Here is a 26,839-nt window from a genome sequence, read left to right as displayed (position 1 = left end):
TGAGACAGTTCCCCGAGCACCGATTCGTAGAGCCCTGCACCTAGTGCGGGGTTTCTTCGTCCTTCAAATGAAGGGATGTCTACGGTGCGTCGTCTATGCTTGACGACAGAGGCCTGCGCCGGGGGATCTGGTGAGGGGAGGGGGTGCACGTGCGGGTGCTAGCGGGGTCGGGGTTGGCTGAATCTGTGACTTTGGTCACCACTGCTGTGGCGCGGGACACCCCTCCCGACCGCCACTTTTCCGCATGGTCTCGTCCAAAGCCGGCGCCGGATCCGCTCCCGGGGCCGTCGGTGGCGAGTGGCGTCATACCAACGAAAGGTGGTAGAAATAGACCCGTTCCGACCACCTCCGGAAGGGCCCCGCAGGGCCGGTGGCGATCCAGCCCCTGGAAACGTTGCAACCACGCGCCTCCCAGGAGCAGGGTCAGGGAGCACCCCGCACCGCTAGGTGCATTAAGACTAAACGGGTGGCGTCCAGCTGTTGTCTCCTCCGACTTCGTCAGGGAGCACCCCGCACCGCTAGGTGCATTAAGACACCAAATAACACCAGACATTCTTCCTCCTGTAGTAATGTCTAGGGAGCACCCCGCACTGCGGGGCTCCCTAGCTTCTTCCTACGCGAATCTGAATAGGTTTATACGGCGCCCTGCGTAGTCTGCCGACTGTCTGCCGACCCGGTTCGTGTGCGTGTCGCAATCTGAGGATCAGAAGGAGGGCCACCCTTGGCCGCGTCAGGGCTCAGGCTCCTGACCTGCGTGGACATTGGGTGTACAAAGTGCTGGGCGGGGTGGGGTCGGCTCTGATCCTCAGATTGCGACAGAACCGTCCGCCCACCACCGCCGCGGCCGTGATAACCGCCGCGTATAGCCTCCTCCCGGGGCGAGACAGGCCACCTACTGCGACCAGGGCCATCCGCGCGCCAGCCGAGGCAGCTCCCCGGGCGCCGACTCGTAGGCCCCCGCAGGCGGGGGGCTCTTCCGCAATTGCCGGGCTTAACGCGAAATGCCAGGACGTAGGCCCCCGCAGGGGGGCTCTACGTCCTGAGGCGGTGGCGTCACACGTGGAGGAGGACGGCGTCGGCCTACCATCGTGCCGGGCGGTCCCCGGCGCCGCCCCTCAGTCGTCGGCCCCGCGCCCGCCCACCGTCCCCTGGACTCCCAGGGGCAGACGGGCAGCGCCCCACCGTCCACCCGCCACGAAAGGACCCGCATGACCGTGATCCCCGCCCCCGATCCCACGACCCTCGCTGGCCTCAAGGGCCGCCACCTCCTGCGTGAGCTCGACTTCACCCCCGAGCAGTGGATGGCCCTGGTCCAGCTCGCCGCCCAGCTCAAGGCGGACAAGAAGGCGGGGCGGGAGGTCCAGCACCTGCGGGGCAGGAACATCGCCCTCATCTTTGAGAAGACCTCCACGCGCACCCGCTGCTCCTTCGAGGTCGGTGCCGCGGACCAGGGCGCCCACACCACCTACCTCGACCCCTCGGGCTCCCAGATGGGCCACAAGGAGTCCGTGGCCGACACCGCCCGGGTCCTGGGCCGCATGTTCGACGGCATCGAGTACCGCGGCGACTCCCAGGCCAAGGTCACCACCCTCGCCGAGCTGTCCGGCGTGCCGGTGTGGAACGGCCTGACCGACGACTGGCACCCTACCCAGATGCTCTGCGACACCCTGACCATGCTGGAGCACGCGGGCAGGCCGGCCAGTGAGATCTCCTACGCCTACGTCGGCGACGCCCGCTTCAACATGGGCCGCTCCCTGCTGGTCAACGGCGCCCTCATGGGTGCCGACACGCGCATTGTGGCCCCCCGGGCCCTGTGGCCCGACGAGGAGTGCGTCCAGGCCGCCCAGGCGCTGGCCGCCAGGACCGGCGCCCGCCTCACCCTCACCGAGTCCGTGGCCGACGGCGTGACCGGGGTGGACTTCGTCCACACCGACATCTGGGTCTCCATGGGTGAGCCCAAGGAGGTGTGGGACTCCCGCATCGCCATGCTGCGCGACTACCAGGTCAACGCCTCCCTCATGGGGGTCGCAGGGCCGCAGGCCAGGTTCATGCACTGCCTGCCCGCCTACCACGACCGCAACACCACCATTGGTGAGGAGATCTACCAGGCCACCGGTATGGACGGCGTGGAGGTCACCGACGAGGTCTTCGAGTCCCCGGCCTCCATCGTCTTCGACCAGGCCGAGAACCGCATGCACACCATTAAGGCTGTGATGGTTGCCACTCTAGGCGACTGAGGTCCGGCGCCCGGGCGGACCCCGGGCCCGGTCGGCCAGGTGCCACCGGGTCCGGGAGACGCCCAGGAGACAGGCGTTTTCCGGGTGCTGACCCCCTACCCGCCGTCTCCGTTCCCCCGCCGTGACCGTTCCGATTTCGATTCGTGACATGTCGGGGTGGCGTTCACCCCCAGGACGGTATATGTGGTTATGCTAGAGCCGTGACTGGTTCCCGCTCCCCCAGGACCCATGGCCCCCACGACTTCACCTTCCAGGGCCTGCAAGACCCCTCTGTCGGCAGGCTGGACCTGGATGCCCTGCGCGCCCAGGACCCCACCGACCTCCTGAAGGACATAGACCAGGCCCTGGTCTACGACATCCCCCTGAACACCACCTTCCGCGCCCTCAAGCGCCGCGACGGCGTCCTGTTCCACGGCCCGGCGGGCTGGGGCGAGTTCGCGCCCTTCTGGGACTACGACGCCAAGGCCGCCGCCCCCTGGCTGGCCGCCGCCCTGGAGGCGGCCACCGGCCTCGGCCCGGACGGCACCCCCGTCACCCTGCCGCCGCGACAGCGTGAGAGCATTGACGTCAACGTCACCATTCCCGAGGTCGGCCCTGACGACGCCCGCAGGCTCATCCTCACCTCCCGGGCCAACGTCGCCAAGGTCAAGATCGGACGCAACTACTTCCTCCGGCACGTGCCCGGGCTGCGGCCGGACCCGCCGCGAGACCGTCGGGAGTTCATTGGGCGCGGGCCCAACATCCACGAGCTGGGCCGGGACATCCTGCGCCTGGAGGCCGTCCGCGACGCCCTGGGCCCCAGGGGACGCATCCGCATCGACCTCAACGGCGACTGGAACCCGACCACGGTGCAGCGCCTCCTGCCGGTCATTGAGCGTGCGGCCGGCGGGGTGGAGTACGTCGAGCAGCCCTGCGCCACGACCGAGGACCTCGCGACCCTGCGGCAGGAGATCGTGACCCCCATCGCCGCCGACGAGTCCATCCGCCTGAGCAACGACCCCCTGGCCGTCTCCCGCCTGGAGGCCGCCGACATCGCCATCCTCAAGGTGGCGCCCCTGGGCGGGGTCCGGCGGACCCTGGAGCTCGCCTCCCGCCTGGAGCTGCCCGTCGTCGTCTCCTCCGCCCTGGACACAAGTGTGGGCCTGTTCCAGGGCCTGCAGCTCGCCACCGTCCTGCCCGAGCTCGACTACGCCTGCGGGCTGGGCACCACCGTCCTCCTCAAGCGCGACGTCGCCGACCCCAGCATTATCCCCTACAAGGGGGTGCTGCGTGTCAGCGACCTCCACGTCTCCGAGGAGCGTCTGGCCGCCTCCGCCGCCAAGACGAACCTGTGCTCGCGCTGGGCCATACGCATGGTGCACATTATCAGGGCGCTCGCCGAGCGTCGTGCCCGGGAGGCGGCCGACCCCAGTAAGGCGGTAGCGGGAATCCCCCTGTGAGCACCGGTGGCGCGTCGGACAGCGCGTCCACCGACGGTACGGGCGCCAGAGGCGCTGACGCGGGGGCCGCGGGCCCGGGGCGCTCGGCCAGGCTGCCCGCTGGCGCCTCGTGCCCCTGTCCGCCCTCCCTCCAGGCCGCACGCCACATTGTGGCGGCCCTGGTGGCCTGCGGGGTCCACCAGGCCGTCCTGTCTCCCGGCTCCCGCTGCGCACCGTTAGCCTACGCCCTGGAAGAGGCCGAGGCCGCTGGCGAGGTGTCCCTGCGTGTCACCCTGGACGAGCGCAGCGCCGGGTTCATTGCCCTGGGCGCCTCCCGCGCCCACCTCCTGGCCGGGGTGCGCCGCCCCGTCGCGGTGGTGACCACCTCGGGCACGGCCGTGGCCAACCTCCATCCCGCCGTCGCAGAGGCCGACGCCGCCGGGGTGCCCCTGCTGGTCCTCTCCGCCGACCGCCCCCACGAGCTGGTAGGCACCGGCGCCAACCAGACCACTGAGCAGACGTGCCTGTTCGGGCGGGCTCCGCGACTGGTCGTCGACCTGCCGGCCGACGTGACGGCGGAGGTGGGCAGGGCGGCCGGGCCGGCTCTCGCCGGGCAGGTGCGTCGCGCCGTCCTGGCGGCCGCCGGGGCCCTGAGCAACGACCCCGGTCCCGCCCAGGTCAATGTCCGCCTCCGTCCCCCGCTGGCGCCCGGCCCCCTAGCTCCCAGTCCCCTGCTGGCTCCTGGCCTCCAGCAGGGACCCGGGACGAGGGCCCTGGACCGTCCTCCGCTGGCGCCCGGCCCGGACCCCGGGCTGACGGGCTCCGGGCTGGATCCCGGGGCGACGGACCCCGGGCTGGATCCCGGGGCGACGGGCTCCGGGCCGGGACCAGGTGCGCCCGAGGCGGCCTCAGCACTGGCCCCGAGTACGCTCCCGGCCACAGGGCCCACTTGGGAGGTTGACCTGGTCTGGCAGGCTGCGCCCGCTGGGTGCCCCACGCCCCAGGACCCGGGTCACCACCGCCACGGGCGAGACGGCCGCGACCAGGGGGCTCTCACGCCCCAGGCCCCGGGGCTCGTCGTGGCCGGGGACCTCCCGGACCCGCGGCTCGGGGCGCTCGCGGTCGAGCTCGCCGACCTCCTGGGCTGGCCCCTGCTGGCTGAGCCCACCTCCCTGGCCCGCCAGGGAGGCAACGCGCTGCCCCGCTACGCCGAGCTCCTTGCCCGTGATGACGGAGCCGACCTGGCCGGCCGGGCGCGTCGCGTCGTGGTAATGGGCCACCCCGGTCTCAGCCGACCGGTCACGGCCCTGCTGGGACGTGAGGACCTGGAGGTCACCGTCCTGGCCGACCGCGCCCAGGTCATTGACGTGGCCGGGACGGCGGGGCGGATCATAGCCGTCCGCCCCGGCTACCGGACGTGCGAGACGCTCCGGGGCGGGGGCCCGGGCGCTCCTGCGCAGACCGGGGCTGGCCCGGGGCAGGGGGAGCGCGGCGCCTCCGTGCCCCCGCAGGCCGACGCCGGATCCTTACCGTCAGCTGCCGCCGCGGTCGTCCACCTCATGGGCGCCGCCCCCGCCCCCGCCACCTGGCTGACCGCCTGGCGTCAGGCCGCGGCGGGCCTCGCGGCGGCCTCACCCTCCCCGGACGCCCACGCCCCGCTGGACGTGGACGCGGCGGCGCTGGCGGTGTGGCGGTCCTGCACCGGCCCGGGCGCGCCGCTGCTCGTCCTGGGCTCCTCCACCACGATCCGCCGCCTGGACCGCCTCGCACCCGTCGGCGTCCCCGCGCCCACCGCTGTCGCCAACCGTGGCCTGGCGGGGATCGACGGCACCGTCGCCACCGCCGTCGGCCTGGCCCTGGGCGCCCGCCGCCCCGTCCGGCTCCTGCTGGGCGACCTCGCCGGCCTGCACGACGTCATGAGCCTGGGGCGAGGGCGCCACGAGCAGGTCCCTGACCTCCAGGTCATTGTCTGTGACGACGCCGGAGGGGCCATCTTCGCGGGCCTGGAGTACGCCCGCGTGCCGGGGGCCGGACGCTTCTCACGCCTGTTCACCACACCACAGACCGGTGACCTCGGCGGGCTCGCCCAGGCCCTGGGCGCCCGGGTCCACCGCCCCGCCGACCTTGCTGACCTGCGCCGTCTCCTCACTCAGCCGGTGGTCGGGACCAGCCTGGTTCACCTGCGGCTGACCCCGCCGTCGCCGGTACCTGCGGACGGACTCCAGGCCACGAATCCTCCACAGGAAACATCCAGCTAGGTCTCGGGAAAGACCGAGAGCAGCAGTGTTACCTCCTCCCTAGGCACGGTTCGTACAGGAGGACATGAATGAGCAACACGGACGAGACCACACCACGCTGGGACCAGGGCACGCCCGGGAGGGCGCTACCCGGCTCCGACCCCCAGGTCCCCGGGTCCGCCGCCCCGCCCTTTGGGGCGCCGCCCGGCGCCGTCGGGCCCGTTCCCGCCCAGGAGGGCGCCCCCGGTCCGGGCGTCACGCCCGCTGGCTCCGGGACAGGCCTGCCCCAGCAGCCCGCTGTGCAGGCGTCGTCCGCTGGCCCGGCCCCCGCGGGCAACCTGCCCTCCTCGCACCGCCCGGTCGGGGAGCCCTGGGAGCAGGCGAGCACCTCGCACCGCCCGCCGTCCTCCCCCTACACCTCCGTCCCCTCCGCTCCCGCGGGCTACTCCTTCGAGCGCGGTCAGGACCGCGGCCTCAACGAGCCCGCCGCCGTGGGGCAGGACGGGCAACCGCCCTACGCCCCCACCCTGACCGCGGCCCCGGGCGCCGCGGTGTCCCACAAGCGAGCACGCCGCGGTCCGGGCTGGGTGGGCACCGTCGTCGTGGCGCTGGTGGCCGCGCTCCTCGCCTCCGGGGGGACCGTGGTCGGGCTGCGCTACCTTCAGAAGGACAACCCCGCCCCGGCTGCCGCCGTCTCCGGCACCACCGGCGGCGTGACCCAGACGGTCGCCCCCGCCGCCGACGGCAGCCCGGACTGGAAGGCGGTCAGCTCCGCCGTCTCCGGTTCTGTGGTATCTATCACGGTTGAGACCGCCTCGGGGAGGACCGCCTACGGCTCAGGGGTCATCTACGACGCCTCCGGCCACGTCATTACCAACGACCACGTGGTCTCCGGCGCCAGGAAGATCCAGGTCACCCTGGCGGACGGGCGCATCTACCCGGCCTCCCTGACCGGGACGGACAAGGCCACCGACTTGGCCGTCGTCCAGATCGAGCAGGCTCCCAAGGACCTCACCGTGGCCCGGATGGGGGACTCCTCCAAGCTCGCCACCGGGCAGGGTGTCATGGCGATCGGCAACCCGCTGGGCCTGTCCTCGACCGTGACCACGGGTATTGTCTCCGCCCTGGACCGTCCGGTGGTGACCCGCCAGGAGAACAACGAGGAGGGCGACGGCTCCCAGCAGCCCGGCCTCGGCCAGGACCAAGGAGGCTCACCGGTGTACACCAACGCCATCCAGATCGACGCCGCCATTAACCCGGGCAACTCCGGGGGACCGTTGTTCGACTCCAGCGGCCAGGTCGTCGGTATCACCAGCTCGATCGCCTCCACCGGCGCGGAGAAGAGCGGCAGTATCGGCATCGGCTTCGCCATCCCGGGCAACCTCGTCACCAAGGTCGTGGACCAGCTCATTGCCAACGGAAGCGCCACCCACGCCTACCTGGGGGTCGGCATCAAGGACGGGAATGCGCAGGCCGACGGCGTCACCCGGGCGGGGGCCCTGGTCGGCACCGTGGAGCCGGGCTCCCCGGCGGCGAACGCCGGGGTGACCAAGAACGACGTCATTACGGCCATTGACGGCAAGCCCACGAACCAGAGCGCGGCACTGACCGGGTTCGTGCGCCAGTACTCCGCGGGAGACACCGTCAAACTGACCCTGGTGCGTGACGGGAAGGTCCAGGAGGTATCCGTGACCCTGGCCGAACGCAAGGACACCTAGGCGCCCGGCCTGGGCCGTCCGGGTCGAGGTAGCCCGACCTGGGTGGGGCAGCCCGACCCGGGGCCGTCCGATCCAGGGCCGCCCGGGCCGGACGGCAGGCGGGGCCCACCGGGCAGGCCGCCCCGCCGCCTTATAACCCCCTGCCCACCGTCGTTGGCGGTGGGCAGGGGGTCCGCGCGCCAGCCGGGTACCGCACGGTGACGGCGGGCGAGGGACAGGGAGCTGGCTAGCAGCTCACCGGCTCATTAGCTCGCCGACTCCAGGGCGTCCATGACGGTACGCATCTTGGCGCGGGTCTCAGCCAGCTCGTCGTCGGGGTCGGAGTCCGGCATAATCCCGCTACCGCCGTAGACCGTCACAGGACCCACGCCGGTCACCCCTATGGAGTGCACGGGGATGGGCGGTATCTGCGCTCCGCGAATGGCAATGCACCACTGGCCCTCACCGTGCCAGTCCACCCAGCCCACCGGTCCCGCGTAGAACTTCCGGCTCAGGCCCTCAAGCTCCTCGATAATACGTCCTGCCGCCTGCCGTGGTGTGCCGCAGACCGCGGCCGTGGGGTGGAGGGCGTCAACCAGGGCCAGGGCCCCGGTGTCCCCGGCTACGTGCGCGGTCACGTCCGTAGCCAGGTGGAGGACACGGGGCAGCACCAGGACGAAGGGGTCGCTGGCCTGTACCCCGCGGCACAGGGGCTCCAGGGCCTGGACGGCCGAGGCGCGGGCCAGGTCGTGCTCCCGCACGTTCTTGTCCGAGGAGCGCAGCCACGCGGAGAGCCGGGCCACCTCCTCGGCGGCCTGGCGCGGGTCGGTGGCGGGATCGACGTGACGTCGGGCGGTCCCGGCCAGCACCCGGCTGAAGACCCTCCCGTCCTCCAGGTCCAGCAGCATCTCCGGGCTCGCCCCCACCATGGCCTGGATACCGTAGGTCCAGGCGGTCGGGTTGCGCTGGGCCAGGGCGTGAATGACCTCACCCACGTGGGGGCGCGGCCGGACGTCCACCAGGGTAGCGCGCGCCATGACGACCTTCTGGGCCTCACCGGCGCGCATCCGCTCCTGGGCGGCGGCCACGCGGCGGACCCACTCGTCCTCGGGGAGCACACGCCAGTTCTGCTCGGAGGCAGGCAGGACGCTCAGGGTGCGAGGGGCCCGGAAGCTGGCGGGCCGCGCGATGAAGCGGCGGATGTCTGCCAGGACATCCACCGGGTCCGGGTGCTTGCGGGGCTTCTCCCTCACCGTGGTCACCCAGGCGCCCTGGGCGTCCAGGCCCACGATGACACGGGGGATCTCCAGGATCGAGTACGTGTAGCTGGTGGGGGAGAAGGTGATGGCGCCTATGGCGACCGGCCCGGTCCCGGGACGGCGCAGCGGGTCCTGCCAGGAGGAGTCCTTGATCACGTGCCGCCAGGCGTTGCGCAGCTTCTGGACACGGTCCGGACCGCCTGTGGTGCGGATGACGATGTAGCGTCCCGCCCCTACGAAGCCGTAGCCGCCGCGGACCCAGGAGGAGACGTCTTCGTGCCCGGCGATCAGGGCGGTCAGGCTGGGGGAGCCGTCGGGGCCCGTGGGCAGCAGCGAGGGCGATACCTCGGTGGTACGCCAGTCCAGGGGCAGGTGTACCTCGAAGGGGTTGGACGGGGAGAACCAGTAGGCCTTGAAGTTCGAGGGCGGCCTGTAGCTCCAGCCGTAGTAGACGACATGGGGCTGCTGAGGTGTGTCATTCATGCTGGTGCCTTCTCACAGTGGCCTGGTGGCGCGGTGGAGGGCCACGATCCCGCCCGAGAGGTTCTTGTAGCCCACGCCCCGCCACCCGGCCCGTTGGATGAGGTGGGCCAGGGCCACCTGGTCGGGCCAGGCCAGGATGGACTCGGCCAGGTAGTCGTAGGCCTCCGTGCTGGAGGAGACCGCCCGGGCCAGCGCGGGCAGGGCCGTACCCAGGTAGAAGCGGTAGGCGCGGGCCAGGGCCCGCCGGGCGGGGGTGGAGAACTCCGCGACCACCAGGCGTCCGCCGGGCCGGGTCACGCGCAGCATCTCGGCCAGGGCGGCACCGGTGTCCCGGACGTTGCGCAGGCCGTAGGAGATGGTGACGACGTCGAAGGAGGCGTCGGCAAAGGGCAGGGCCGTGGCGTCCCCGGCCACGAAGCCGATCCGGGGGTGGCGGCGTCTGCCCTCGGCGACCATGCCGGGGGAGAAGTCGCAGGCCACCACCTGGGCGCCGGCGTCGGCGTAGTCCACGCAGGAGGTGCCGGTGCCGGCTGCCAGGTCCAGGACCCGGGTGCCGCTGGTGGCGGCGACGGCAGCGCGGGTCACCGAGCGCCACATGCGGATCTGCCACAGACTCATGACGTCGTTGGTGAGGTCGTAGCGGCGCGCGACGGCGTCGAACATGCCTGCGACCTCGTGAGGGTCCTTGGCAAGGCTGGCTCGGCTCATAGGATCATTCTCTCATCTGGGCGTCCTGACCACCGGCTCCCAGGCCCCGGTCAGATCCCGCGTAGCCCATGATCTCGCGGGTCCGGGCGCCCTTGCGGGACCGCCCCACCGTCCAGCAGGCCGTGGCCAGGGGCGTCCAGGCCCCGAGTGCCCTCGCGGGCCCCGCCCGGCGGCTCCTCGGGCCCGCCCGGCTGGCTCCCCGGGCCCGTCCGGCGGCTGAGGCGGGAGCGTGCCAGCGGGGCGTACCTGAGCCCACCAGCAGGCTCGGGGCGCCTACAGGACGCCCGGAGCCTGCTCCTTGAGGGAGTGGGTGCCCGGTTTTCTTCCGTCGGCGGATTATGCGGACATTGGGGTCGTGGTCAGGTTACATACCCGCAGGTAGGGCAGACTGGGCCCCATGAGCGCGCGAGGTGATGTCAGGGCGGCGGAGGCGGCACAGGTCGCCCTTCTCACCGGGACGGGTGCGGCGGGCGTCCTCGGAGCGGCCCTCGCCCACGAGGGGGCGCGCCTGGAGCAGTGCACCGTCCACTCCGTCCACCACCGTCCCGGCGCCGGGGTCTCGGTCGGGTACACGGCGGTGGTCCTCGAGGCCGACGGGCGCCGCCTGACCGAGTACCTGTGCGCCACCACCGCCCGCCTGTCGCGCACCAACGTCCCCGGCCTCATCCCCGTCCTGGCCTCCGACGGCGTCGGCCCCACGATCCACGTCTGGCGCCACCCGGCCGACCCCGAGCTGCCGGCCCTCGTGGTCGCCTGCACCCCCTCCCTCCTGTCGGCCCGGATCGGCGCCAAGGTCAAGGCCACCATGGTGGCCTACCGGCCCACCCGCCGGGCGGTTGTGAGGGTCACCTGGCCCGACGGCTCGACCGCCTTCGCCAAGGTGCTGCGCCCCCCGCAGGCCGCGGCCCTGGCCCAGCGCCACCGCATGCTCACCCTGTCCGGGGTGCCCGCCCCCCAGGTCCTGCGCGAGGACGTCGACGGGCTGGTCATGCTCTCGACCGGGCAGGGGACCTCCCTGTCCGGCCTGCTGGCCCAGGGCATGGAACCGACGCAGGCCACCCGTGTCTTCAACGCCCTGGCCGCCACCCTGGACGCCCTGCCCGCCGACGCCCTGCCCCTGCCCCGCCACCCGGCCTGGTCCGAGCGGGCCCGCCACTACGCGCACGCCGCCGCCACGGTGCTGCCCGAGCACGCCAGCCGGGCCCGGGCGGTGGCCCTGGGGGTGGAGGAGCTGCTGGCGGGCAGCGACCCGGGGCCGGTGGTGCCTACCCACGGCGACTTCTACGAGGCCAACGTCCTCATGGACGGGGAGGACGTGTCCTGCGTCCTGGACGTGGACTCCCTGGGGCCGGGCTACCGCGTGGACGACTACGCCTGCCTCCTGGGGCACGTGAGCGTGCTGGACCACCTGGCGCCCGCCTCCTACCCCCGGCTGCGCCCGGCCCTGGAGACCTGGACGGCGCTGGCCAGCGAGCAGACGGACCCGGTGGCGCTGCGGGCGCGCTGCGCCGGGGTGGTGCTCTCCCTGGTGGCCGGCGCCCGTCGGGAGGACGGCAGCCCCTGGCGGGCCGACGCCGAGGGCCGCCTGGCGCGGGCGGAGACCTGGCTGGCCCAGGCCCGTGAGCTCCAGGCCCGCCGCGGCGCCCACTAGCCCCCCTCACGCCCCCTCACAGCCCCCTCTCCGTGAGAACGGTACTTGTTGCTCGCGAGAACGGTACTTGTTTGTGATGGGTGGTGCTTCCAGGGTGTCTGATCCTGGAGATGGGTGTGGTTGCCCTGGCCGTGCGGCAGCTGCCGGAGGAGACGGGGCAGTGCCGTCTCGCGTCTGTGCGGTTGGTGGCCGTGCGGCAGCCGCCCACAGCCTCCCGGGGGAAGCGGGCCATCGACCAGGAGACCTGGCACGCCGCGCAAGCCTCCCGGGGCTCCCGAGCCTCCCGGGGGAGGCGTTAGGCGACCTCCGCCAGCAGGGACTGGACCCGGCCCACGCCCTCGACCAGGTCCTTGTCACCCAGCGCGTAGGACAGACGCAGGAAGCCCGAGGGGCCGAAGGCCTCGCCAGGCACGAGGGCGACCTCGGCGTGCTCCAGGATGAGCCCGGCCAGGGTGGCGGAGGAGTCAATGACGGTACCGCGCAGGCTGTGCCCCACCAGCGCCTCCATGCTGGGGTAGGCGTAGAAGGCACCGTGCGGCACGGGCACGGTCAGCCCCTCGATGGCCGAGAGCATCTCCACCATGGTCCTACGACGTCGGTCAAAGGCCTGGCGCATCCTCTCCACGGCGGTCAGGTCCCCGCTGACGGCCGCCAGCGCCGCCCGCTGGGAGACGTTGGCGACGTTGGAGGTCAGGTGGGACTGGAAGTTGGTGGCCGCCTTAATGACGTCGGAGGGGCCGATCATCCAGCCCACGCGCCAGCCGGTCATGGCGTAGGTCTTGGCCACCCCGTTGAGCACCACGGCCTGGTCGGCCAGCTCGGGGACCAGGGCCACGACGTGCGCCGTCTGGGCGCCGTCGTAGAGCAGGTGCTCGTAGATCTCGTCGGTGACGACCCACACGCCGTGCTCCAGGGCCCACTCGCCCAGGGCGGTCAGCTCCTTAGGTGTGTAGACCGAGCCGGTCGGGTTTGACGGGGAGCACAGGAGCAGGATCTTGGTGGCGGGCGTGCGGGCGGCCTCCAGCTGGTCCACGCTCACCTTGTAGTCCTGGTCGGCCCCGGCGAAGACCTCCACGGTCACCCCGCCGGCCAGGGCGATGGCCTCGGGGTAGGTGGTCCAGTAGGGGGCGGGCAGCAGGACCTCGTCACCGGGGTCGATCAGGGCGGCGAAGGCCTGGAAGACGGCCTGCTTGCCGCCGTTGGTGACCAGGACGTCGTCGGGGGAGACCTCGTAGCCGGAGTCGCGCAGCGTCTTGGCCGCAATGGCCTCGCGCAGGACCGGCAGCCCCTTGGCGGGGGAGTACTTGTGGTTGACCGGGTCCTTGGCGGCCGCGACGGCGGCGGCGACAATGTAGTCGGGGGTGGGGAAGTCCGGTTCCCCGGCACCGAATCCGATGACGGGGCGACCAGCGGCCTTGAGGGCCTTGGCCTTGGCGTCCACGGCGAGGGTGGCGGAGGGGGCGATGGCGGCTAGGCGGGCTGAGACCCGGCGCTTGGGTGCGTTACTCACGGACGGTATTGTCGCTGTTTTGGGCGCTGCCTGCGAGGCAAGCGCGGTGGGGGCAGGACGACGCCGGGGCCCAGGCCCGGCCTGGCCCGCACCAACCCCGCCCCCAGCGGCCCCAGCCTAGCCCGCGCCGGGCGGCCCGTGCGCGCGTCGGGCCCTAACGACCTGGGCCCGACCCGCCCCGGCCCAGGCCCAACCAGCCCCGGCACGCACCCCGCCCCCGGGGCTCAAGGTGTCGCAGCCCACATGCCATGATTTCGCGATCTGACGCCTCCTGTGGCAGGATGGGGCACCGCTGAAGGGCAGTGGCGCAATTGGTAGCGCACCGGTCTCCAAAACCGGCGGTTGTGGGTTCGAGTCCCGCCTGCCCTGCTGAGAACGGCGGATCTGGCCGGGAGATCCCGTCGGCTCCGTTCTTCTCGCCCGCCAGAGGGCGCGACCAGGAACCGACGAGCAAGGACCCCAGGCATGAGCGAGACCGTCACCGCCCCCGCGGGAAAGAAGCGCAACGTCTTCGCCCGTATCGCCCGCTTCTTCCGTGAGGTCGTCGACGAGCTGCGCAAGGTCGTCTGGCCCACCTGGAACGAGCTGACGACCTACTTCGTCGTGGTCATCGTCTTTATCGCAGCCATCATGGTCTTCACCGGCGCGCTCGACATGATCTTCGACCGTATCGTTATGTGGGGCCTGGCCTGAGCGGGGCCGTGCCGTCCACCCGTCCCACCCGCCGTCGAGCCGAAAGCAGGTACACCGTGTCCGAGGAGAACGTCGAGGGCGTCGAGCCCGAGGGGAGCGCCACCGAGGCCCCGGCGGCCGGGACCGGGCAGGGCCGCCAGGCCGCCGAGGACGCGCCCGCCCTGGTGGACCCCGTCGAGGAGTTCCGTCAGGAGATGTCCCGCCTGCCCGGGCAGTGGTACGTGCTGCACACCTACTCCGGCTACGAGCGCCGGGTGGCCACGGACATTAAGACCCGTGCGGAGAACTTCGAGGTCGAGGACTACGTCTTCGACGCCGTCGTCCCCATGGAGACGGTCATCGAGATCAAGAACGGCAACAAGAAGAAGGAGGTGTCCCGGGTCCGCATCCCCGGCTACGTGTTCGTCCGCATGGACCTGGACGACCCGGAGACCTCCGACAAGGTGTGGCGCACCATTAAGGACACCCCCGCGGTCACCGGTTTCGTGGGCGACCGCTACAACCCGGTCCCGCTGACCTTCGAGGAGGCCGTGGCCCAGCTCGGCCCGACCCCCGAGGAGGTCGAGGCCAGGCAGGCCGCCGCGGCCGCCTCCGCCCCCGAGGCCGGCCTGAGCCAGATCTCGGTCGACGGCCAGGTCTACTCGGTGGGCTTCGAGGTCGGGGAGTCCGTCATCGTCACCGAGGGCCCCTTCGAGTCCCTGCCGGCCACCATCTCCGAGATCCACCCCGAGACCCAGAAGCTCCAGGTGCTCATCTCCCTGTTCGGCCGCGACACCCCCGCCGAGCTCAGCTTCACCCAGGTCGCCAAAATCTGAGGGCTGGCCCGGCCCCCGCCACGGCGCCGGTGCGGGCGGTACCGCGGGTACGTCACCGGCGCCGGTGGCGGCCAGGGCCCCAGATCGAGTGTGAGAACGCGCACGAGACCAGGGGTCCCGGTAGGAACGACGCCGTCCCAGGGGCTAGGCTTGCTCCTCGCGTGCGTCAGTGCGCGTCGTACGGCAGGCGTGCGACATCCGGACAGAAGAGGAACCCCACATGGCTCCCAAGAAGAAGGTCGTCGGGCTGATCAAGCTCCAGATCCAGGCCGGCCAGGCCAACCCCGCCCCGCCGATCGGCCCTGCCCTCGGTGCCAAGCAGGTCAACATTATGGAGTTCTGCAAGGCCTACAACGCGGCCACCGAGTCCCAGCGTGGCAGCGTCATCCCCGTGGAGATCACCGTCTACGAGGACCGCTCCTTCACCTTCATCACCAAGACCCCGCCGGCCGCCGAGCTCATCAAGAAGGCCGCGGGTGTCGCCAAGGGCTCCGCCACCCCGCACTCGACCAAGGTCGCCAGCCTCACGGCCGACCAGGTGCGCGAGATCGCCCAGACCAAGATGCCTGACCTCAACGCCAACGACCTTGAGGCCGCTACCAAGATCATTGCCGGGACCGCCCGCTCCATGGGCGTTACCGTCGAGGCCTGAGCCCGGCTACCGGCGGGTCCCCCGCGTCGCCCCGCCGGAGACGCCCCGAGAACCAGATGAGACAAAGCGTGGAAGGGCCTCGCGCGGCCTGTTCACCACGACTGCAAGGAGAAGCAGATGACCAAGCGCTCTAAGGCCTACCGAGCCGCCGCTGAGAAGATCCAGTCCGGGATCCTCTACACCCCGGCCGAGGCCGCCAGGCTCGCCAAGGCCACGTCCACCACGAAGTTCGACTCCACCGTGGACGTCGTCCTGCGTCTGGGCGTGGACCCCCGTAAGGCCGACCAGATGGTCCGTGGCACCGTGTCCCTGCCGCACGGTACCGGTAAGACCGCCCGCGTCGTGGTCTTCGCCGCCGGTGAGCGGGCCGAGCAGGCCCTCGCCGCGGGCGCCGACGAGGTCGGCAGCGACGACCTCATTGCCAGGGTCGCAGCCGGCTGGACCGACTTCGACGCCGCCGTGGCCACCCCGGACCTCATGGGCAAGGTCGGCCGCCTGGGCCGCGTGCTCGGTCCCCGTGGCCTCATGCCCAACCCCAAGACCGGTACCGTGACCATGGACGTGGCCAAGGCCGTCACCGACATCAAGGGCGGACGCATTGAGTTCCGCGTCGACCGGGCCGCCAACCTGAACTTCGTGATCGGCAAGGTCTCCTTCACCGAGGCCCAGCTCGTGGAGAACCTCCAGGCCGCCCTGGAGGAGATCCTGCGTCTCAAGCCCTCGACATCCAAGGGTCGTTACATCCTCAAGGCCACTATGACCACTACTATGGGTCCTGGCATCCCCATGGACGTCACCAGGTCCTGAGCCCGGGCCTGCCCCGGGGCCGGCAGCCCAGCGCTCGTCTCGCCCCGGGCCCACAGACGTGGGCGGACCAGTCCACACACACCCCCTTTTTCCGCTCCTCGTGAGCCGACTGGTCCGTCCACACCGGCGGCGCCCCCACCTGCATGGGTGGGGGCGCCGTCATACGCCCGGCCTTGGGGCCGACGCCGGTGCGCGGATGCGTGGGGTACAGGGCATGGGGTGCGGGGCCTCATCCCAGCCCGGTCCCGGCCCACACCAGCCAGGCCCCCAGGAACAGGGGCGGGCCCAGCGGGACCGCGGTCCTGAGGGTGGCGCGTCGCGTCGCCACGAGGACCAGGGAGGCCAGGCCCCCCAGGACCATGCCCAGCGCCAGGCCCACGAAGGGCGCCTGCCAGGAGCTCAGGCACAGCCACGCCGAGAGCAGCGTGCTGAGCTTGACGTCGCCCATGCCCAGCCCCGTGCCCAGGGACGACAGGAGCCACATGAGCAGGCCGATGACCACCGCCGGCCATATGATCACCCCGCTCGCCCACAGCATCTGGCCCGGAGGCCTGTCCCAGAAGGAGCTGTGCGTCACGGCCTCGTGGCGGTCCAGCCGCGCCTTGGCCTCCAGGAAGTTCGTCAGGGTCAGCACCATGAAGATAAGGAGCCCGGCGCACGCACTCCCCCACGCGGCGGCCGCGCCCAGCAGGAGGTTGGGCAGGCGGTGGCAGGCCAGGTCCGTCAGGCAGGCGGGCACCAGGAAGACGACCAGCCCCAGGGGGAGGGTGACCAGGACGGCGGTGTCCCTGTGGTACGTGCCCACCACCAGGGTGGCGGTGCCCAGCAGGAGGGTGACGGGCATGGCCACCCCGACCTCCAGCGGCCAGGAGCGCTGGAGGACGCCGTGGGGCAGAGCGCCCGTGTAGCGCTGCGCGTAGCGCACCGCCCACCACGCCACCACCGTCCAGAGGGTGGCCAGGAGGGGGGAGAGGAGCATCCAGACCATGTGAGGAGTCTACCAATGCTGTGAGTGACGGCACTAGGGTGATCGGCTCTCGCGCCTTGCCGGGAACAGGGCGGTCCGCGTAGCCTGACAGGCGCCAAAGACCGCAGGTCTCCCACCCCGGTGGGACCAAGTCCGCTCAGGCGGGGCCCGCGCAGGTGAGACCAAGACCCCCTCCGGGATCCCCGGAGGCAGAGCCCTGTGCCACCGGCGCGGGGCTCTCTGCGTGGGTGGCCCCTGCGGCAGACCACGGAAGGAGGGCCTATGGCACGGCCTGAGAAGGAAGCAGCGATCGCTGCCCTGGCGGACAAGTTCCGCGGGTCCGGCGCCGTCCTGCTGACTGAGTACCGGGGACTGAGCGTGGCCCAGCTCAAGGCGCTGCGTCGTTCCCTCGGTGAGAACGCCGAGTACACCGTGGTGAAGAACACGCTTGCCGCGATCGCCGCCCGCCGCGTCGGGTTCGAGGCCTTCGCCCAGGATCTCAAGGGCCCCAGCGCCCTGGCCTTCGTCTCCGGTGAGCCGGTCGAGGCCGCCAAGGCCCTGCGTGACTTCGCCAAGGACAACAAGCAGCTCGTCATTAAGGGCGGCCTGATGGACGGCGACCTGCTGTCCGCCGAGGCCGTCGACCAGCTTGCCTCTCTGGAGTCCCGCGAGGTGCTGCTCGCCAAGGCTGCGGGTGCCATGAAGGCGTCCCTGTCCAAGGCCGCGTACCTCTTCGCCGCACCGGCCACCAAGGCCGTGCGTACCGTCGACGCCCTGCGCGAGAAGCAGGAGACCGCGGCCTGAAGCCGCCCGCGTCACCCACCACTGCCTGCACGCGCAGGAACAAACTAGGAAGGAACGCCCACTATGGCGAAGCTGACCACCGAAGAGCTCATTGAGCAGTTCAAGGAGCTCACCCTCATTGAGCTCGCCGAGTTCGTCAAGGCCTTTGAGGAGACCTTCGACGTGACCGCCGCCGCCCCGGTCGCCGCCGTGGCCGCCGCCGCCCCCGGCGCCGCCGCCGAGCCCGAGGAGGAGAAGACCGAGTTCGACGTCGTCCTCGAGAAGGCCGGCGACAAGAAGATCGGCGTCATCAAGGAGGTGCGCACCCTGACCTCCCTGGGCCTGAAGGAGGCCAAGGACCTCGTCGACAGCGCCCCCAAGGCCGTCCTGGAGGGCGTCAACAAGGAGACCGCCGAGAAGGCCAAGGCCCAGCTCGAGGGCGCCGGCGCCACCGTCACCCTCAAGTGAGACCCCTACGGCGTCACCACGGCGCCGCCCGGCGGTGCCACGCCCCAGCACCTGGTTGCCGGGGCTGACGCCGGGCACGCCGGGCACAAGGAGCCCCGCCCACCGTTATGGTGGGCGGGGTTCCCCGTGCGTGCCGGGGCTGGTGTCTGGCTCGCCGCCGGAATCCTCGGCCTCGCCGGAGGGCTCCCCGTGCGTACCGGGGTCGGTGCTGGCCGACGCCCAGCCCGCCACCACCGACGCCGGGCTCCCCGTGCGTGCAAGGTCGGTGGGTGGCTGCGGCGCGGGCGGCCAGGCGGGCCCACGGGGTCAGGGGCCGTACCGCCTGGCGGACCAACGGCACGGTCCCCACGTGCCCAGGCGGGGCGACGTCGGGCCAGGCGGGGTAGTATGAGCGAATGTGGTCAGAATCGCAAGCATGAGACGTACCCGGGCGTGGCTGGGTACACCTGACCCGTGTACGCTAGCGCTTTGCGTGCATTGTGCGTACTGGCGTGGGCTCACACCGCCCGGCGGAGGTCCGCGACCTCTGTGGGGCACGCCACGAGCGGTGGCTGAGCGTCGGTGCCCACCATTGTACGCGCAGTGTTCCTCGATTCTAGAGGGAAGGACCCCCTTTTGGCTGCCTCGAGCACCTCTGCACCTACCGCCGCCGACATCGCCGCACGTACCGCCTCGCGTCGCGTCAACTTCGCCAAGATCGCCGAGCCCATGCAGGCCCCCAACCTGCTGGGGCTCCAGACGGACAGCTTCGACTGGCTCGTAGGGAACTCGGCGTGGCGCGCCCGCGTGGACGCCGCCAACGCCGTGCGTCCCGGCTCCCTGCCCGAGACCTCGGGGCTGGAGGAGATCTTCTCCGAGATCTCCCCGATCGAGGACTTCGGGGAGACCATGGCGCTCTCCTTCCACGACCACCGCTTCGAGGAGCCGAAGTACACGGCCGAGGAGTGCCAGGAGAAGGATCTCACCTACTCCGCCCCCCTGTACGTCGTCGCGGATTTTGAGAACTTTGTCACGGGTGAGATCAAGTCCCAGACCGTCTTCATGGGTGACTTCCCGCTCATGACGGACAAGGGTACCTTCATTGTCAACGGCTCCGAGCGCGTCGTCGTCTCCCAGCTGGTGCGCAGCCCCGGCGTGTACTTTGAGCGGACCACCGAGAAGGCCACGGACAAGTACGTCCACAACGTCAAGTTCATCCCCTCGCGCGGCGCCTGGCTGGAGTTCGAGGTGGACAAGTCCGACCGCGTGGCCGTGCGCATCGACCGCAAGCGCAAGCAGGACGTCACCGTGTTCCTGCTGGCCCTGGGCCTGGACGCGGCCGAGATCCGCAAGGAGTTCGACGGCTACCCGGTGCTCACCGCCGCCCTGGACGAGGACCGCAAGATCACCACCCAGGACGAGGCCCTCCTGGACATCTACAAGAAGATCCGCCCCGGCGAGCCGCCCAGCGTGGAGGCCGGCCGCACCCTGCTGGAGAACTTCTACTTCAACCCCAAGCGCTACGACCTGGCCAAGGTCGGCCGCTACAAGATCAACAAGAAGCTGGGCCTGACCGCCGACCTGACCGAGTCGGTCCTGCGCATTGACGACATCACCACCGCCCTGCGCTACCTGCTGGCCCTCCACAGCGGCGTCAAGAGCATCGAGGGCGTGCGCAACGGCGAGGTCACCCAGATCCCCGTCGAGTACGACGACATCGACCACCTGGGCAACCGCCGTATCCGCGCCGTCGGAGAGCTCATCCAGGCCCAGGTGCGTACCGGCATGAGCCGCATGGAGCGCCAGGTGCGCGAGCGCATGACCACCCAGGACGTGGAGGCCATCACGCCCAACACCCTGATCAATATCCGCCCCGTGACGGCGGCCATCAAGGAGTTCTTCGGGACCAGCCAGCTGAGCCAGTTCATGGACCAGAACAACCCCCTGGCGGGCCTGACCCACAAGCGCCGTCTGAGCGCCCTGGGCCCCGGGGGCCTGTCGCGTGAGCGCGCCTCCATGGACGTGCGTGACGTCCACACCTCCCACTACGGGCGAATGTGCCCCATCGAGTCCCCCGAGGGCCCCAATATCGGCCTCATCGGCTCCCTGGCCACCTACGGGCGCATTAACCCCTTCGGCTTTATCGAGACCCCCTACCGGGTGGTCAGGGACGGGCGCGTCACCGACGAGACCCACTACCTGACGGCCGACGACGAGGACCGCCACGTCATCGCCCAGGCCAATGTCGCCCTGACCGCCGACGGGCACTTCGCCGAGAGCCACGTCCTGTGCCGGGTCACCGGCGGCGAGCCGGCCCTGGTCCCCGCCAGCCAGGTGGACCTCATGGACGTCTCCCCGCGCCAGATGGTCTCGGTGGGCACCTCCCTCATCCCCTTCCTGGAGCACGACGACGCCAACCGCGCCCTCATGGGCGCCAATATGCAGCGCCAGGCCGTGCCCCTCATCCGCCCCGACGCCCCCCTGGTGGGTACCGGCATGGAGCGGCGCACCGCCGTGGACGCCGGGGACGTGCTGGTGGCCACCAAGCCCGGCGTCGTCACCGAGGTCTGCGCCGACTTCGTGCGCGTGGCGAACGACGACGGCACCACCAAGGTCTACAAGGTCGCCAAGTTCCGCCGCTCCAACCAGGGCAACTGCTACAACCAGCGGGTCGTGGCCACCGAGGGCGAGCGGGTGGAGACCGGGTCCGTCCTGGCCGACGGCCCCGCCACCGCCGACGGCGACCTGGCCCTGGGCCAGAACATGCTCGTGGCCTTTATGACCTGGGAGGGCCTGAACTACGAGGACGCCATTATCGTCTCCCAGCGCGTGGTCAGCGAGGACATGCTCACCTCGATCCACATTGAGGAGCACGAGGTGGACGCCCGCGACACCAAGCTGGGCGCCGAGGAGATCACCCGCGACATCCCCAACGTCAGCGAGGAGACCCTGGCCAACCTCGACGAGCGCGGCATTATCCGCATTGGCGCCGAGGTCCGCAGCGGCGACATCCTGGTGGGCAAGGTCACCCCCAAGGGGGAGACCGAGCTGACCAGCGAGGAGCGCCTGCTGCGCGCCATCTTCGGGGAGAAGGCCCGGGAGGTGCGTGACACCTCCCTGCGCGTGCCCCACGGCGAGTACGGCATCGTCATCGGCGTCCACGAGTTCGACGCCGCCTCCGACGACGCCGAGCTGCCCGCGGGCGTCAACCGCCTGGTGCGCGTCCACATCGCCCAGCGCCGCAAGATCACCGTGGGCGACAAGCTCTCCGGGCGCCACGGCAACAAGGGCGTCATCTCCAAGATCCTGCCCGTGGAGGACATGCCCTTCCTGGCCGACGGCACCCCGGTGGACGTCATCCTCAACCCCCTGGGCGTGCCCAGCCGCATGAACGTGGGCCAGATCCTCGAGCTCCACCTGGGCTGGGTGGCCTCCCGCGGCTGGGACGCCACCGCGGCCCGCGAGGCCGGCGAGGAGTGGGCCGCCCGCCTGCCCGAGGCTGGGGTGTCCGCCGAGCCCCGCACCCCCGTGGCCACCCCCGTCTTCGACGGCGTGCGCGACGACGAGCTCATGGGCCTGCTGGACTCCACCCTGCCCAGCCCCGACGGGGTCCAGCTGGTGGCCCCCAACGGCAAGGCCCGCCTGTTCGACGGCCGCTCCGGGGAGCCCTTCCCCTACCCGGTCTCGGTGGGCTACATGTACATCCTCAAGCTGCACCACCTGGTGGACGACAAGATCCACGCCCGCTCCACGGGCCCCTACTCCATGATCACCCAGCAGCCCCTGGGTGGTAAGGCCCAGTTCGGCGGCCAGCGCTTCGGCGAGATGGAGGTGTGGGCCATGGAGGCCTACGGCGCCGCCCACGCCCTCCAGGAGATCCTCACCGTCAAGTCCGACGACGTCAACGGCCGGGTCAAGGTCTACGAGGCCATTGTCAAGGGCGAGGACATCCCCGAGCCCGGCATCCCGGAGTCCTTCAAGGTGCTCATGAAGGAGATGCAGTCCTTGTGCCTGAACGTCGAGGCCCTGGACGCCGAGGGCAGCGTCATCGGCCTGGACGACACCGACGACGACTCGCGCCGCGCCGCCGAGGAGCTCGGCTTCGACCTGGGCCGGCGTCCGGGCGGGGCCACCGCCTCCACGATCGACGAGATCTGAGCGGGTCCTGCCCGCACCGGCGCCGGCGTCGCCCTGGAAGCACGACGCCACCGCGCCCCCCACAACCTCATGAGCTGACACATCGGAAGTAGGAACTGTGCTCGACGCCAACGTCTTCGATCGCATCCAGCTCGGCCTGGCCACCGCGGAGGACATCAGGTCCTGGTCGCACGGCGAGGTCAAGAAGCCCGAGACCATTAACTACCGCACCCTCAAGCCGGAGAAGGACGGCCTGTTCTGCGAGAAGATCTTCGGTCCCACCCGGGACTGGGAGTGCGCCTGCGGGAAGTACAAGCGGGTGCGCTACAAGGGCATTGTCTGCGAGCGGTGCGGCGTGGAGGTCACCCGCTCCAAGGTGCGTCGTGAGCGCATGGCCCACATTAAGCTGGCCGCCCCGGTGACCCACATCTGGTACTTCAAGGGCGTGCCCTCGCGCCTGGGCTACCTGCTCAACCTGGCGCCCAAGGACCTGGAGAAGGTCATCTACTTCGCCGCCTACATGGTCACCGAGGTGGACGAGGAGGGCCGTCACGACGACCTGCCGAGCCTGCGCGCCGAGCTGGAGGTCAAGAAGAAGCACGTCCAGGAGGCCGGTGAGGCTGACGTCGAGGCCCGCCAGCGCCGCCTGGAGGAGGACCTGGCCGCCTCCGAGGCCGAGGGGGCCGACACCGCCCACCGCGACAAGCTCCGCAAGACCGCCGAGCGTGAGATCGGGGCCCTGCGTCGTAAGAACGCCCGGGTCCTGGAGCACATGGACCGGGTGTGGGACCGCTTCGTGAGCCTCAAGGTCGGTGACCTGGAGGGCGACGAGGTGCTCTACCGGGACATGAAGGCCGACTACGGCATCTACTTCGAGGGCGCCATGGGGGCCGAGGCTATCCAGGCCCGCCTGCGCGCCTTCGACCTGGACAAGGAGGCCGAGTCCCTGGCCGAGATCGTGGCGGGCGGCACCGGCCAGCGCAAGACCCGGGCCATTAAGCGCCTGAAGGTCATTAACGCCTTCCGCCTGACCGGCACCGCCCCGGAGTCCATGGTCCTGGACTCCATCCCGGTCATCCCCCCGGACCTGCGTCCCATGGTCCAGCTCGACGGCGGCCGCTTCGCCACGTCCGACCTCAACGACCTCTACCGGCGTGTCATTAACCGCAACAATCGTCTCAAGCGCCTCATGGAGCTGGAGGCCCCGACGATTATTGTCAACAATGAGAAGCGCATGCTCCAGGACGCCGTGGACGCCCTGTTCGACAACGGCCGGCGCGGCCGGCCCGTGACCGGGGTGGGCAACCGCCCCCTGAAGTCCCTGTCCGACATGCTCAAGGGCAAGCAGGGCCGCTTCCGGCAGAACCTCCTGGGCAAGCGGGTGGACTACTCGGGCCGGTCCGTCATCGTGGTGGGTCCCCAGCTGGCCCTGCACCAGTGCGGCCTGCCCAGCCAGATGGCCCTGGAGCTGTTCAAGCCCTTTGTCATGAAGCGGCTGGTGGAGCTCAAGGAGGCCCAGAACGTCAAGGCCGCCAAGCGCATGGTGGAGCGGGCCAACCCCAAGGTCTGGGACGTCCTGGCCGAGGTCATCCGCGAGCACCCGGTGCTGCTCAACCGCGCCCCCACCCTGCACCGCCTGGGCATCCAGGCCTTTGAGCCCCAGCTCATTGAGGGCAAGGCCATCCAGCTCCACCCCCTGGTGTGCGGCGCCTTCAACGCCGACTTCGACGGCGACCAGATGGCCGTGCACCTGCCCCTGGGCGCCGAGGCGCAGGCCGAGGCCCGCATCCTCATGCTGTCGAGCAACAACATCCTCAAGCCCTCCGACGGGCGGCCCGTGACCATGCCCAGCCAGGACATGATCATCGGCACCTACTACCTCACCCAGACGCCGGACCCCGACGTCGAGGTGGACAGGGACTCCCACGGCCAGGAGGTGGTGCCCGCCTTCTCCTCCTTCGCCGAGGCCGTCATGGCCCACGACTTCGGCCGCCTCGACGTCAACGCCACCTGCGACATCCGCTTCGAGGAGGGCATTACCGCCCCCGACGGCTGGGTGCCCCCCGCCAGCTGGCACGAGGGCGACCCGATCACCCTGCGCACCTCGCTGGGACGGGCCATCTTCAACACGGCGCTGCCCGAGACCTTCCCCTACGTCAACTACGTGGTGGACAAGAAGGCCCTGGGCAATATCGTCAACACGCTGGCGGAGTCCTACTCCCGCGTGGAGGTGGCGGCCTCCCTGGACGCCCTCAAGGCCAACGGCTTCTACTGGTCCACCTGGTCGGGTATTACCGTGGCCTTCGCCGACGTCGTCTCCCCGGCCTCCAAGCCCGAGATCCTCGCCCGCTACGAGGCCCAGGCGGCCAAGATCGAGGAGCAGTTCGTCAGCGGCTTCCTGACCAAGAAGGACCGCCACACCGCGCTGATCAACATCTGGACCGATGCTACCGCCGAGGTCGCCCAGGCCATGCGGGACAACTTCCCGGCCCGTAACACCGTCTACCAGATGGTGGTCTCCGGGGCCCGCGGCAACTGGGACCAGATCCGCCAGCTGGCGGGCATGCGCGGCCTGGTGGCCGACCCCAAGCAGCGCCTCATTGAGCGCCCGATCAAGTCCAACTACCGCGAGGGCCTGAGCGTCCTGGAGTACTTCATCGCCACCCACGGGGCCCGCAAGGGCCTGGCGGACACGGCGCTGCGCACCGCCGACTCCGGGTACCTGACCCGCCGCCTGGTGGACGTCTCCCAGGACGTCATTGTGCGCGAGGAGGACTGCGGCACCCGCAAGGGCCTGACCAAGCGCATCTTCTCCTGGCGGAAGATGCACGAGCCCTCCGAGGAGGAGGCGGCCCGGGGCGTCGAGGCCTACCCGGTCCCGGCCGACCCGCAGGACGAGGGCGCCTTCAAGCACCCCAGCGAGATCCTGGGCACCACGGTGTTCGGCACCACGCTGGCCCGCAACGCCGTGGACGCCGCGGGCAACGTGGTCATCCCCGCCGGCACCGACCTGGGCGACGAGGAGATCCGGGCCGCCATCGACGCCGGTATCGAGGAGATCGCCGTGCGCTCGGTGCTGACCTGTGACTCCACCGTGGGCACCTGCGCCGCCTGCTACGGCCGCTCCCTGGCCACCGGCAAGCGGGTGGACATTGGCGAGGCCGTGGGCATTATCGCCGCCCAGTCCATTGGCGAGCCGGGCACGCAGCTGACCATGCGCACCTTCCACACCGGTGGTGCGGCCGGCGCCGCCGACATCACCCAGGGTCTGCCCCGCGTCCAGGAGCTCTTCGAGGCCCGCACCCCCAAGGGCGAGGCCGCCGTGGCCGAGGTCGCCGGCACCCTGGCCATTGAGGACGACGACGAGGGCAAGCGCCTGGTCATTAAGCGTGAGGACGGCGAGGAGGACGTGGTCATCCCCGTCTCGCGCCGCCAGCGCCTGCTGGTGGTCGGCGGCGTCCACGTCGAGCCCGGGCAGGCCCTCACCGAGGGGCCGGTGGACCCCAAGAAGATCCTGCGCCTGCGGTCCGTGGGCGACACCCAGCGCCACCTCGTCAACGAGGTCCAGGAGGTCTACCGCTCCCAGGGCGTGGACATCCACTCCAAGCACATTGAGGTCATTGTGCGCCAGATGATGCGCCGCGTGACCGTGCTGGACCCCGGTGACACCGACCTCCTCCAGGGCGACCTGGTGGACGTCATGACCTACCGGGCCGAGAACCGCCGGGTCATGGCCGAGGGCGGCAAGACGGCGTCGGGGCGCACCGAGCTCATGGGGATCACCAAGGCCTCCCTGGCCACGGACTCCTGGCTGAGCGCGGCCTCCTTCCAGGAGACCACGCGGGTGCTCACCGAGGCCGCCATGAACGGCAAGTCCGACCCGCTGCTGGGCCTGAAGGAGAACGTCATCCTGGGCAAGCTCATCCCCGCCGGGACGGGCCTGGCCCGCTACTCCGACATTGAGGTGGAGCCCACCGAGGAGGTCAAGACGGCGCTCCTCACCCGCGTGGTGACCTCCCAGGAGATGTTCACCGGCGATGGGGTGCCCCTGGACGACGTGCCCTACGAGGGGGAGTTCCGGACGGAGTTCCCCAACGAGTTCCACGCCGACTTCTCCGAGGAGGACCACCGGGTCTGAGGCGGGCGTCCCGGTACGCCGGCCCGGGGCCGTGGTGGGGGCGGCAGACGAGACCGTCTGCCGCCCCCACCCGCGTACCTACCCCGCGGGGCCGTGGAGGCGTACCCACGGCCGCCCCGGCCCCACGCTGGTGGGGGACCTACGTGGTATGAGGCGAGTGAGACCGCCTCAGGGCACCCGGCCCCGCGCTGGTGGGGACC

17 protein-coding genes and 1 tRNA gene are annotated in these 26,839 nt (G+C 70.8%); 14 read left to right on the top strand and 4 right to left on the bottom strand.

What is annotated here, in order from left to right:
- Nucleotides 1-1,208 precede the first annotated feature (1,208 nt).
- The 4 genes from argF (at nucleotide 1,209) to JJJ15_RS04750 (ending at nucleotide 7,610) form a co-directional block, all read left to right on the top strand.
- The gene (gene argF / locus JJJ15_RS04765; protein ID WP_200511607.1) at nucleotides 1,209-2,237 is read left to right on the top strand and encodes an ornithine carbamoyltransferase; all 1,029 of its coding nucleotides are present in this window, start codon (nucleotides 1,209-1,211) and stop codon (nucleotides 2,235-2,237) included.
- 200 nt (nucleotides 2,238-2,437) lie between these two features.
- On the top strand, nucleotides 2,438-3,676 hold the full coding sequence (locus JJJ15_RS04760) for an o-succinylbenzoate synthase (protein ID WP_348641493.1): 1,239 nt from the start codon (nucleotides 2,438-2,440) through the stop codon (nucleotides 3,674-3,676).
- Entirely contained in the window at nucleotides 3,673-5,913 is a 2,241-nt protein-coding gene (locus JJJ15_RS04755) for a thiamine pyrophosphate-binding protein (protein WP_246742154.1), read from the top strand. The genes JJJ15_RS04760 and JJJ15_RS04755 overlap by 4 nt, the downstream gene beginning before the upstream one ends.
- Nucleotides 5,914-5,981: 68 nt before the next feature.
- Complete coding sequence (locus JJJ15_RS04750; RefSeq protein WP_200511606.1) at nucleotides 5,982-7,610, top strand: trypsin-like peptidase domain-containing protein; 1,629 nt, start codon at nucleotides 5,982-5,984, stop codon at nucleotides 7,608-7,610.
- Between the two features lie 245 nt (nucleotides 7,611-7,855).
- Here JJJ15_RS04750 and JJJ15_RS04745 read toward each other — a convergent pair whose 3' ends face one another.
- The gene (locus JJJ15_RS04745; RefSeq protein ID WP_200511605.1) at nucleotides 7,856-9,331 is read right to left on the bottom strand and encodes a chorismate-binding protein; all 1,476 of its coding nucleotides are present in this window, start codon (nucleotides 9,329-9,331) and stop codon (nucleotides 7,856-7,858) included.
- A gap of 12 nt (nucleotides 9,332-9,343) precedes the next feature.
- Nucleotides 9,344-10,039, bottom strand: coding sequence for a demethylmenaquinone methyltransferase (locus JJJ15_RS04740; RefSeq protein ID WP_200511604.1), 696 nt, complete (start codon nucleotides 10,037-10,039; stop codon nucleotides 9,344-9,346).
- Between the two features lie 397 nt (nucleotides 10,040-10,436).
- On the opposite strand from JJJ15_RS04740, the gene JJJ15_RS04735 reads away from it, so the two are divergent.
- Nucleotides 10,437-11,690 (top strand): phosphotransferase, encoded by a 1,254-nt coding sequence (locus tag JJJ15_RS04735; protein ID WP_106109695.1) that lies wholly within the window; start codon nucleotides 10,437-10,439, stop codon nucleotides 11,688-11,690.
- A gap of 295 nt (nucleotides 11,691-11,985) precedes the next feature.
- On the opposite strand, the gene JJJ15_RS04730 is transcribed toward JJJ15_RS04735, so the two are convergent.
- The gene (locus tag JJJ15_RS04730) at nucleotides 11,986-13,200 is read right to left on the bottom strand and encodes a pyridoxal phosphate-dependent aminotransferase (RefSeq protein ID WP_200511603.1); all 1,215 of its coding nucleotides are present in this window, start codon (nucleotides 13,198-13,200) and stop codon (nucleotides 11,986-11,988) included.
- 296 nt (nucleotides 13,201-13,496) lie between these two features.
- Between JJJ15_RS04730 and JJJ15_RS04725 the strand changes: the two genes are divergently transcribed.
- From JJJ15_RS04725 to rplA, 5 genes are all read left to right on the top strand, one after another.
- Nucleotides 13,497-13,569: transfer RNA gene (locus JJJ15_RS04725), tRNA-Trp, on the top strand.
- A gap of 96 nt (nucleotides 13,570-13,665) precedes the next feature.
- Nucleotides 13,666-13,893 (top strand): preprotein translocase subunit SecE, encoded by a 228-nt coding sequence (gene secE, locus JJJ15_RS04720; protein WP_106109693.1) that lies wholly within the window; start codon nucleotides 13,666-13,668, stop codon nucleotides 13,891-13,893.
- 8 nt (nucleotides 13,894-13,901) lie between these two features.
- The gene (nusG, locus tag JJJ15_RS04715; RefSeq protein WP_246742153.1) at nucleotides 13,902-14,708 is read left to right on the top strand and encodes a transcription termination/antitermination protein NusG; all 807 of its coding nucleotides are present in this window, start codon (nucleotides 13,902-13,904) and stop codon (nucleotides 14,706-14,708) included.
- A gap of 220 nt (nucleotides 14,709-14,928) precedes the next feature.
- Nucleotides 14,929-15,360: a 50S ribosomal protein L11 gene (gene rplK / locus JJJ15_RS04710; protein WP_106109692.1), complete on the top strand. Its 432-nt coding sequence runs from the start codon at nucleotides 14,929-14,931 to the stop codon at nucleotides 15,358-15,360.
- 117 nt (nucleotides 15,361-15,477) lie between these two features.
- Nucleotides 15,478-16,167, top strand: a complete 690-nt coding sequence (rplA, locus tag JJJ15_RS04705; protein ID WP_106109691.1) for a 50S ribosomal protein L1 — start codon at nucleotides 15,478-15,480, stop codon at nucleotides 16,165-16,167.
- A 229-nt stretch (nucleotides 16,168-16,396) separates the two neighbouring features.
- Here rplA and JJJ15_RS04700 read toward each other — a convergent pair whose 3' ends face one another.
- Entirely contained in the window at nucleotides 16,397-17,155 is a 759-nt protein-coding gene (locus JJJ15_RS04700) for an A24 family peptidase (protein ID WP_106109690.1), read from the bottom strand.
- A gap of 261 nt (nucleotides 17,156-17,416) precedes the next feature.
- Between JJJ15_RS04700 and rplJ the strand changes: the two genes are divergently transcribed.
- The 4 genes from rplJ to rpoC all read left to right on the top strand — a co-directional run bounded on the left by rplJ (nucleotide 17,417) and on the right by rpoC (nucleotide 26,639).
- Nucleotides 17,417-17,938, top strand: a complete 522-nt coding sequence (gene rplJ, locus JJJ15_RS04695) for a 50S ribosomal protein L10 (RefSeq protein WP_106109689.1) — start codon at nucleotides 17,417-17,419, stop codon at nucleotides 17,936-17,938.
- A gap of 63 nt (nucleotides 17,939-18,001) precedes the next feature.
- Nucleotides 18,002-18,385 (top strand): 50S ribosomal protein L7/L12, encoded by a 384-nt coding sequence (gene rplL / locus JJJ15_RS04690; RefSeq protein WP_106109688.1) that lies wholly within the window; start codon nucleotides 18,002-18,004, stop codon nucleotides 18,383-18,385.
- A 615-nt stretch (nucleotides 18,386-19,000) separates the two neighbouring features.
- Entirely contained in the window at nucleotides 19,001-22,522 is a 3,522-nt protein-coding gene (gene rpoB, locus JJJ15_RS04685; protein WP_200511602.1) for a DNA-directed RNA polymerase subunit beta, read from the top strand.
- Nucleotides 22,523-22,619: 97 nt separating this feature from the next.
- Entirely contained in the window at nucleotides 22,620-26,639 is a 4,020-nt protein-coding gene (gene rpoC, locus JJJ15_RS04680; RefSeq protein WP_200511601.1) for a DNA-directed RNA polymerase subunit beta', read from the top strand.
- The last annotated feature ends 200 nt before the right edge of the window (nucleotides 26,640-26,839 follow it).

Source organism: Actinomyces sp. HMT897 (assembly GCF_016626125.1).
In the GTDB taxonomy this organism is placed as follows: Bacteria; Actinomycetota; Actinomycetes; order Actinomycetales; family Actinomycetaceae; genus Actinomyces.
The sequence above is the reverse complement of the archived record's forward strand: the minus strand, read 5'-3'. Positions and strand labels throughout refer to the sequence as shown.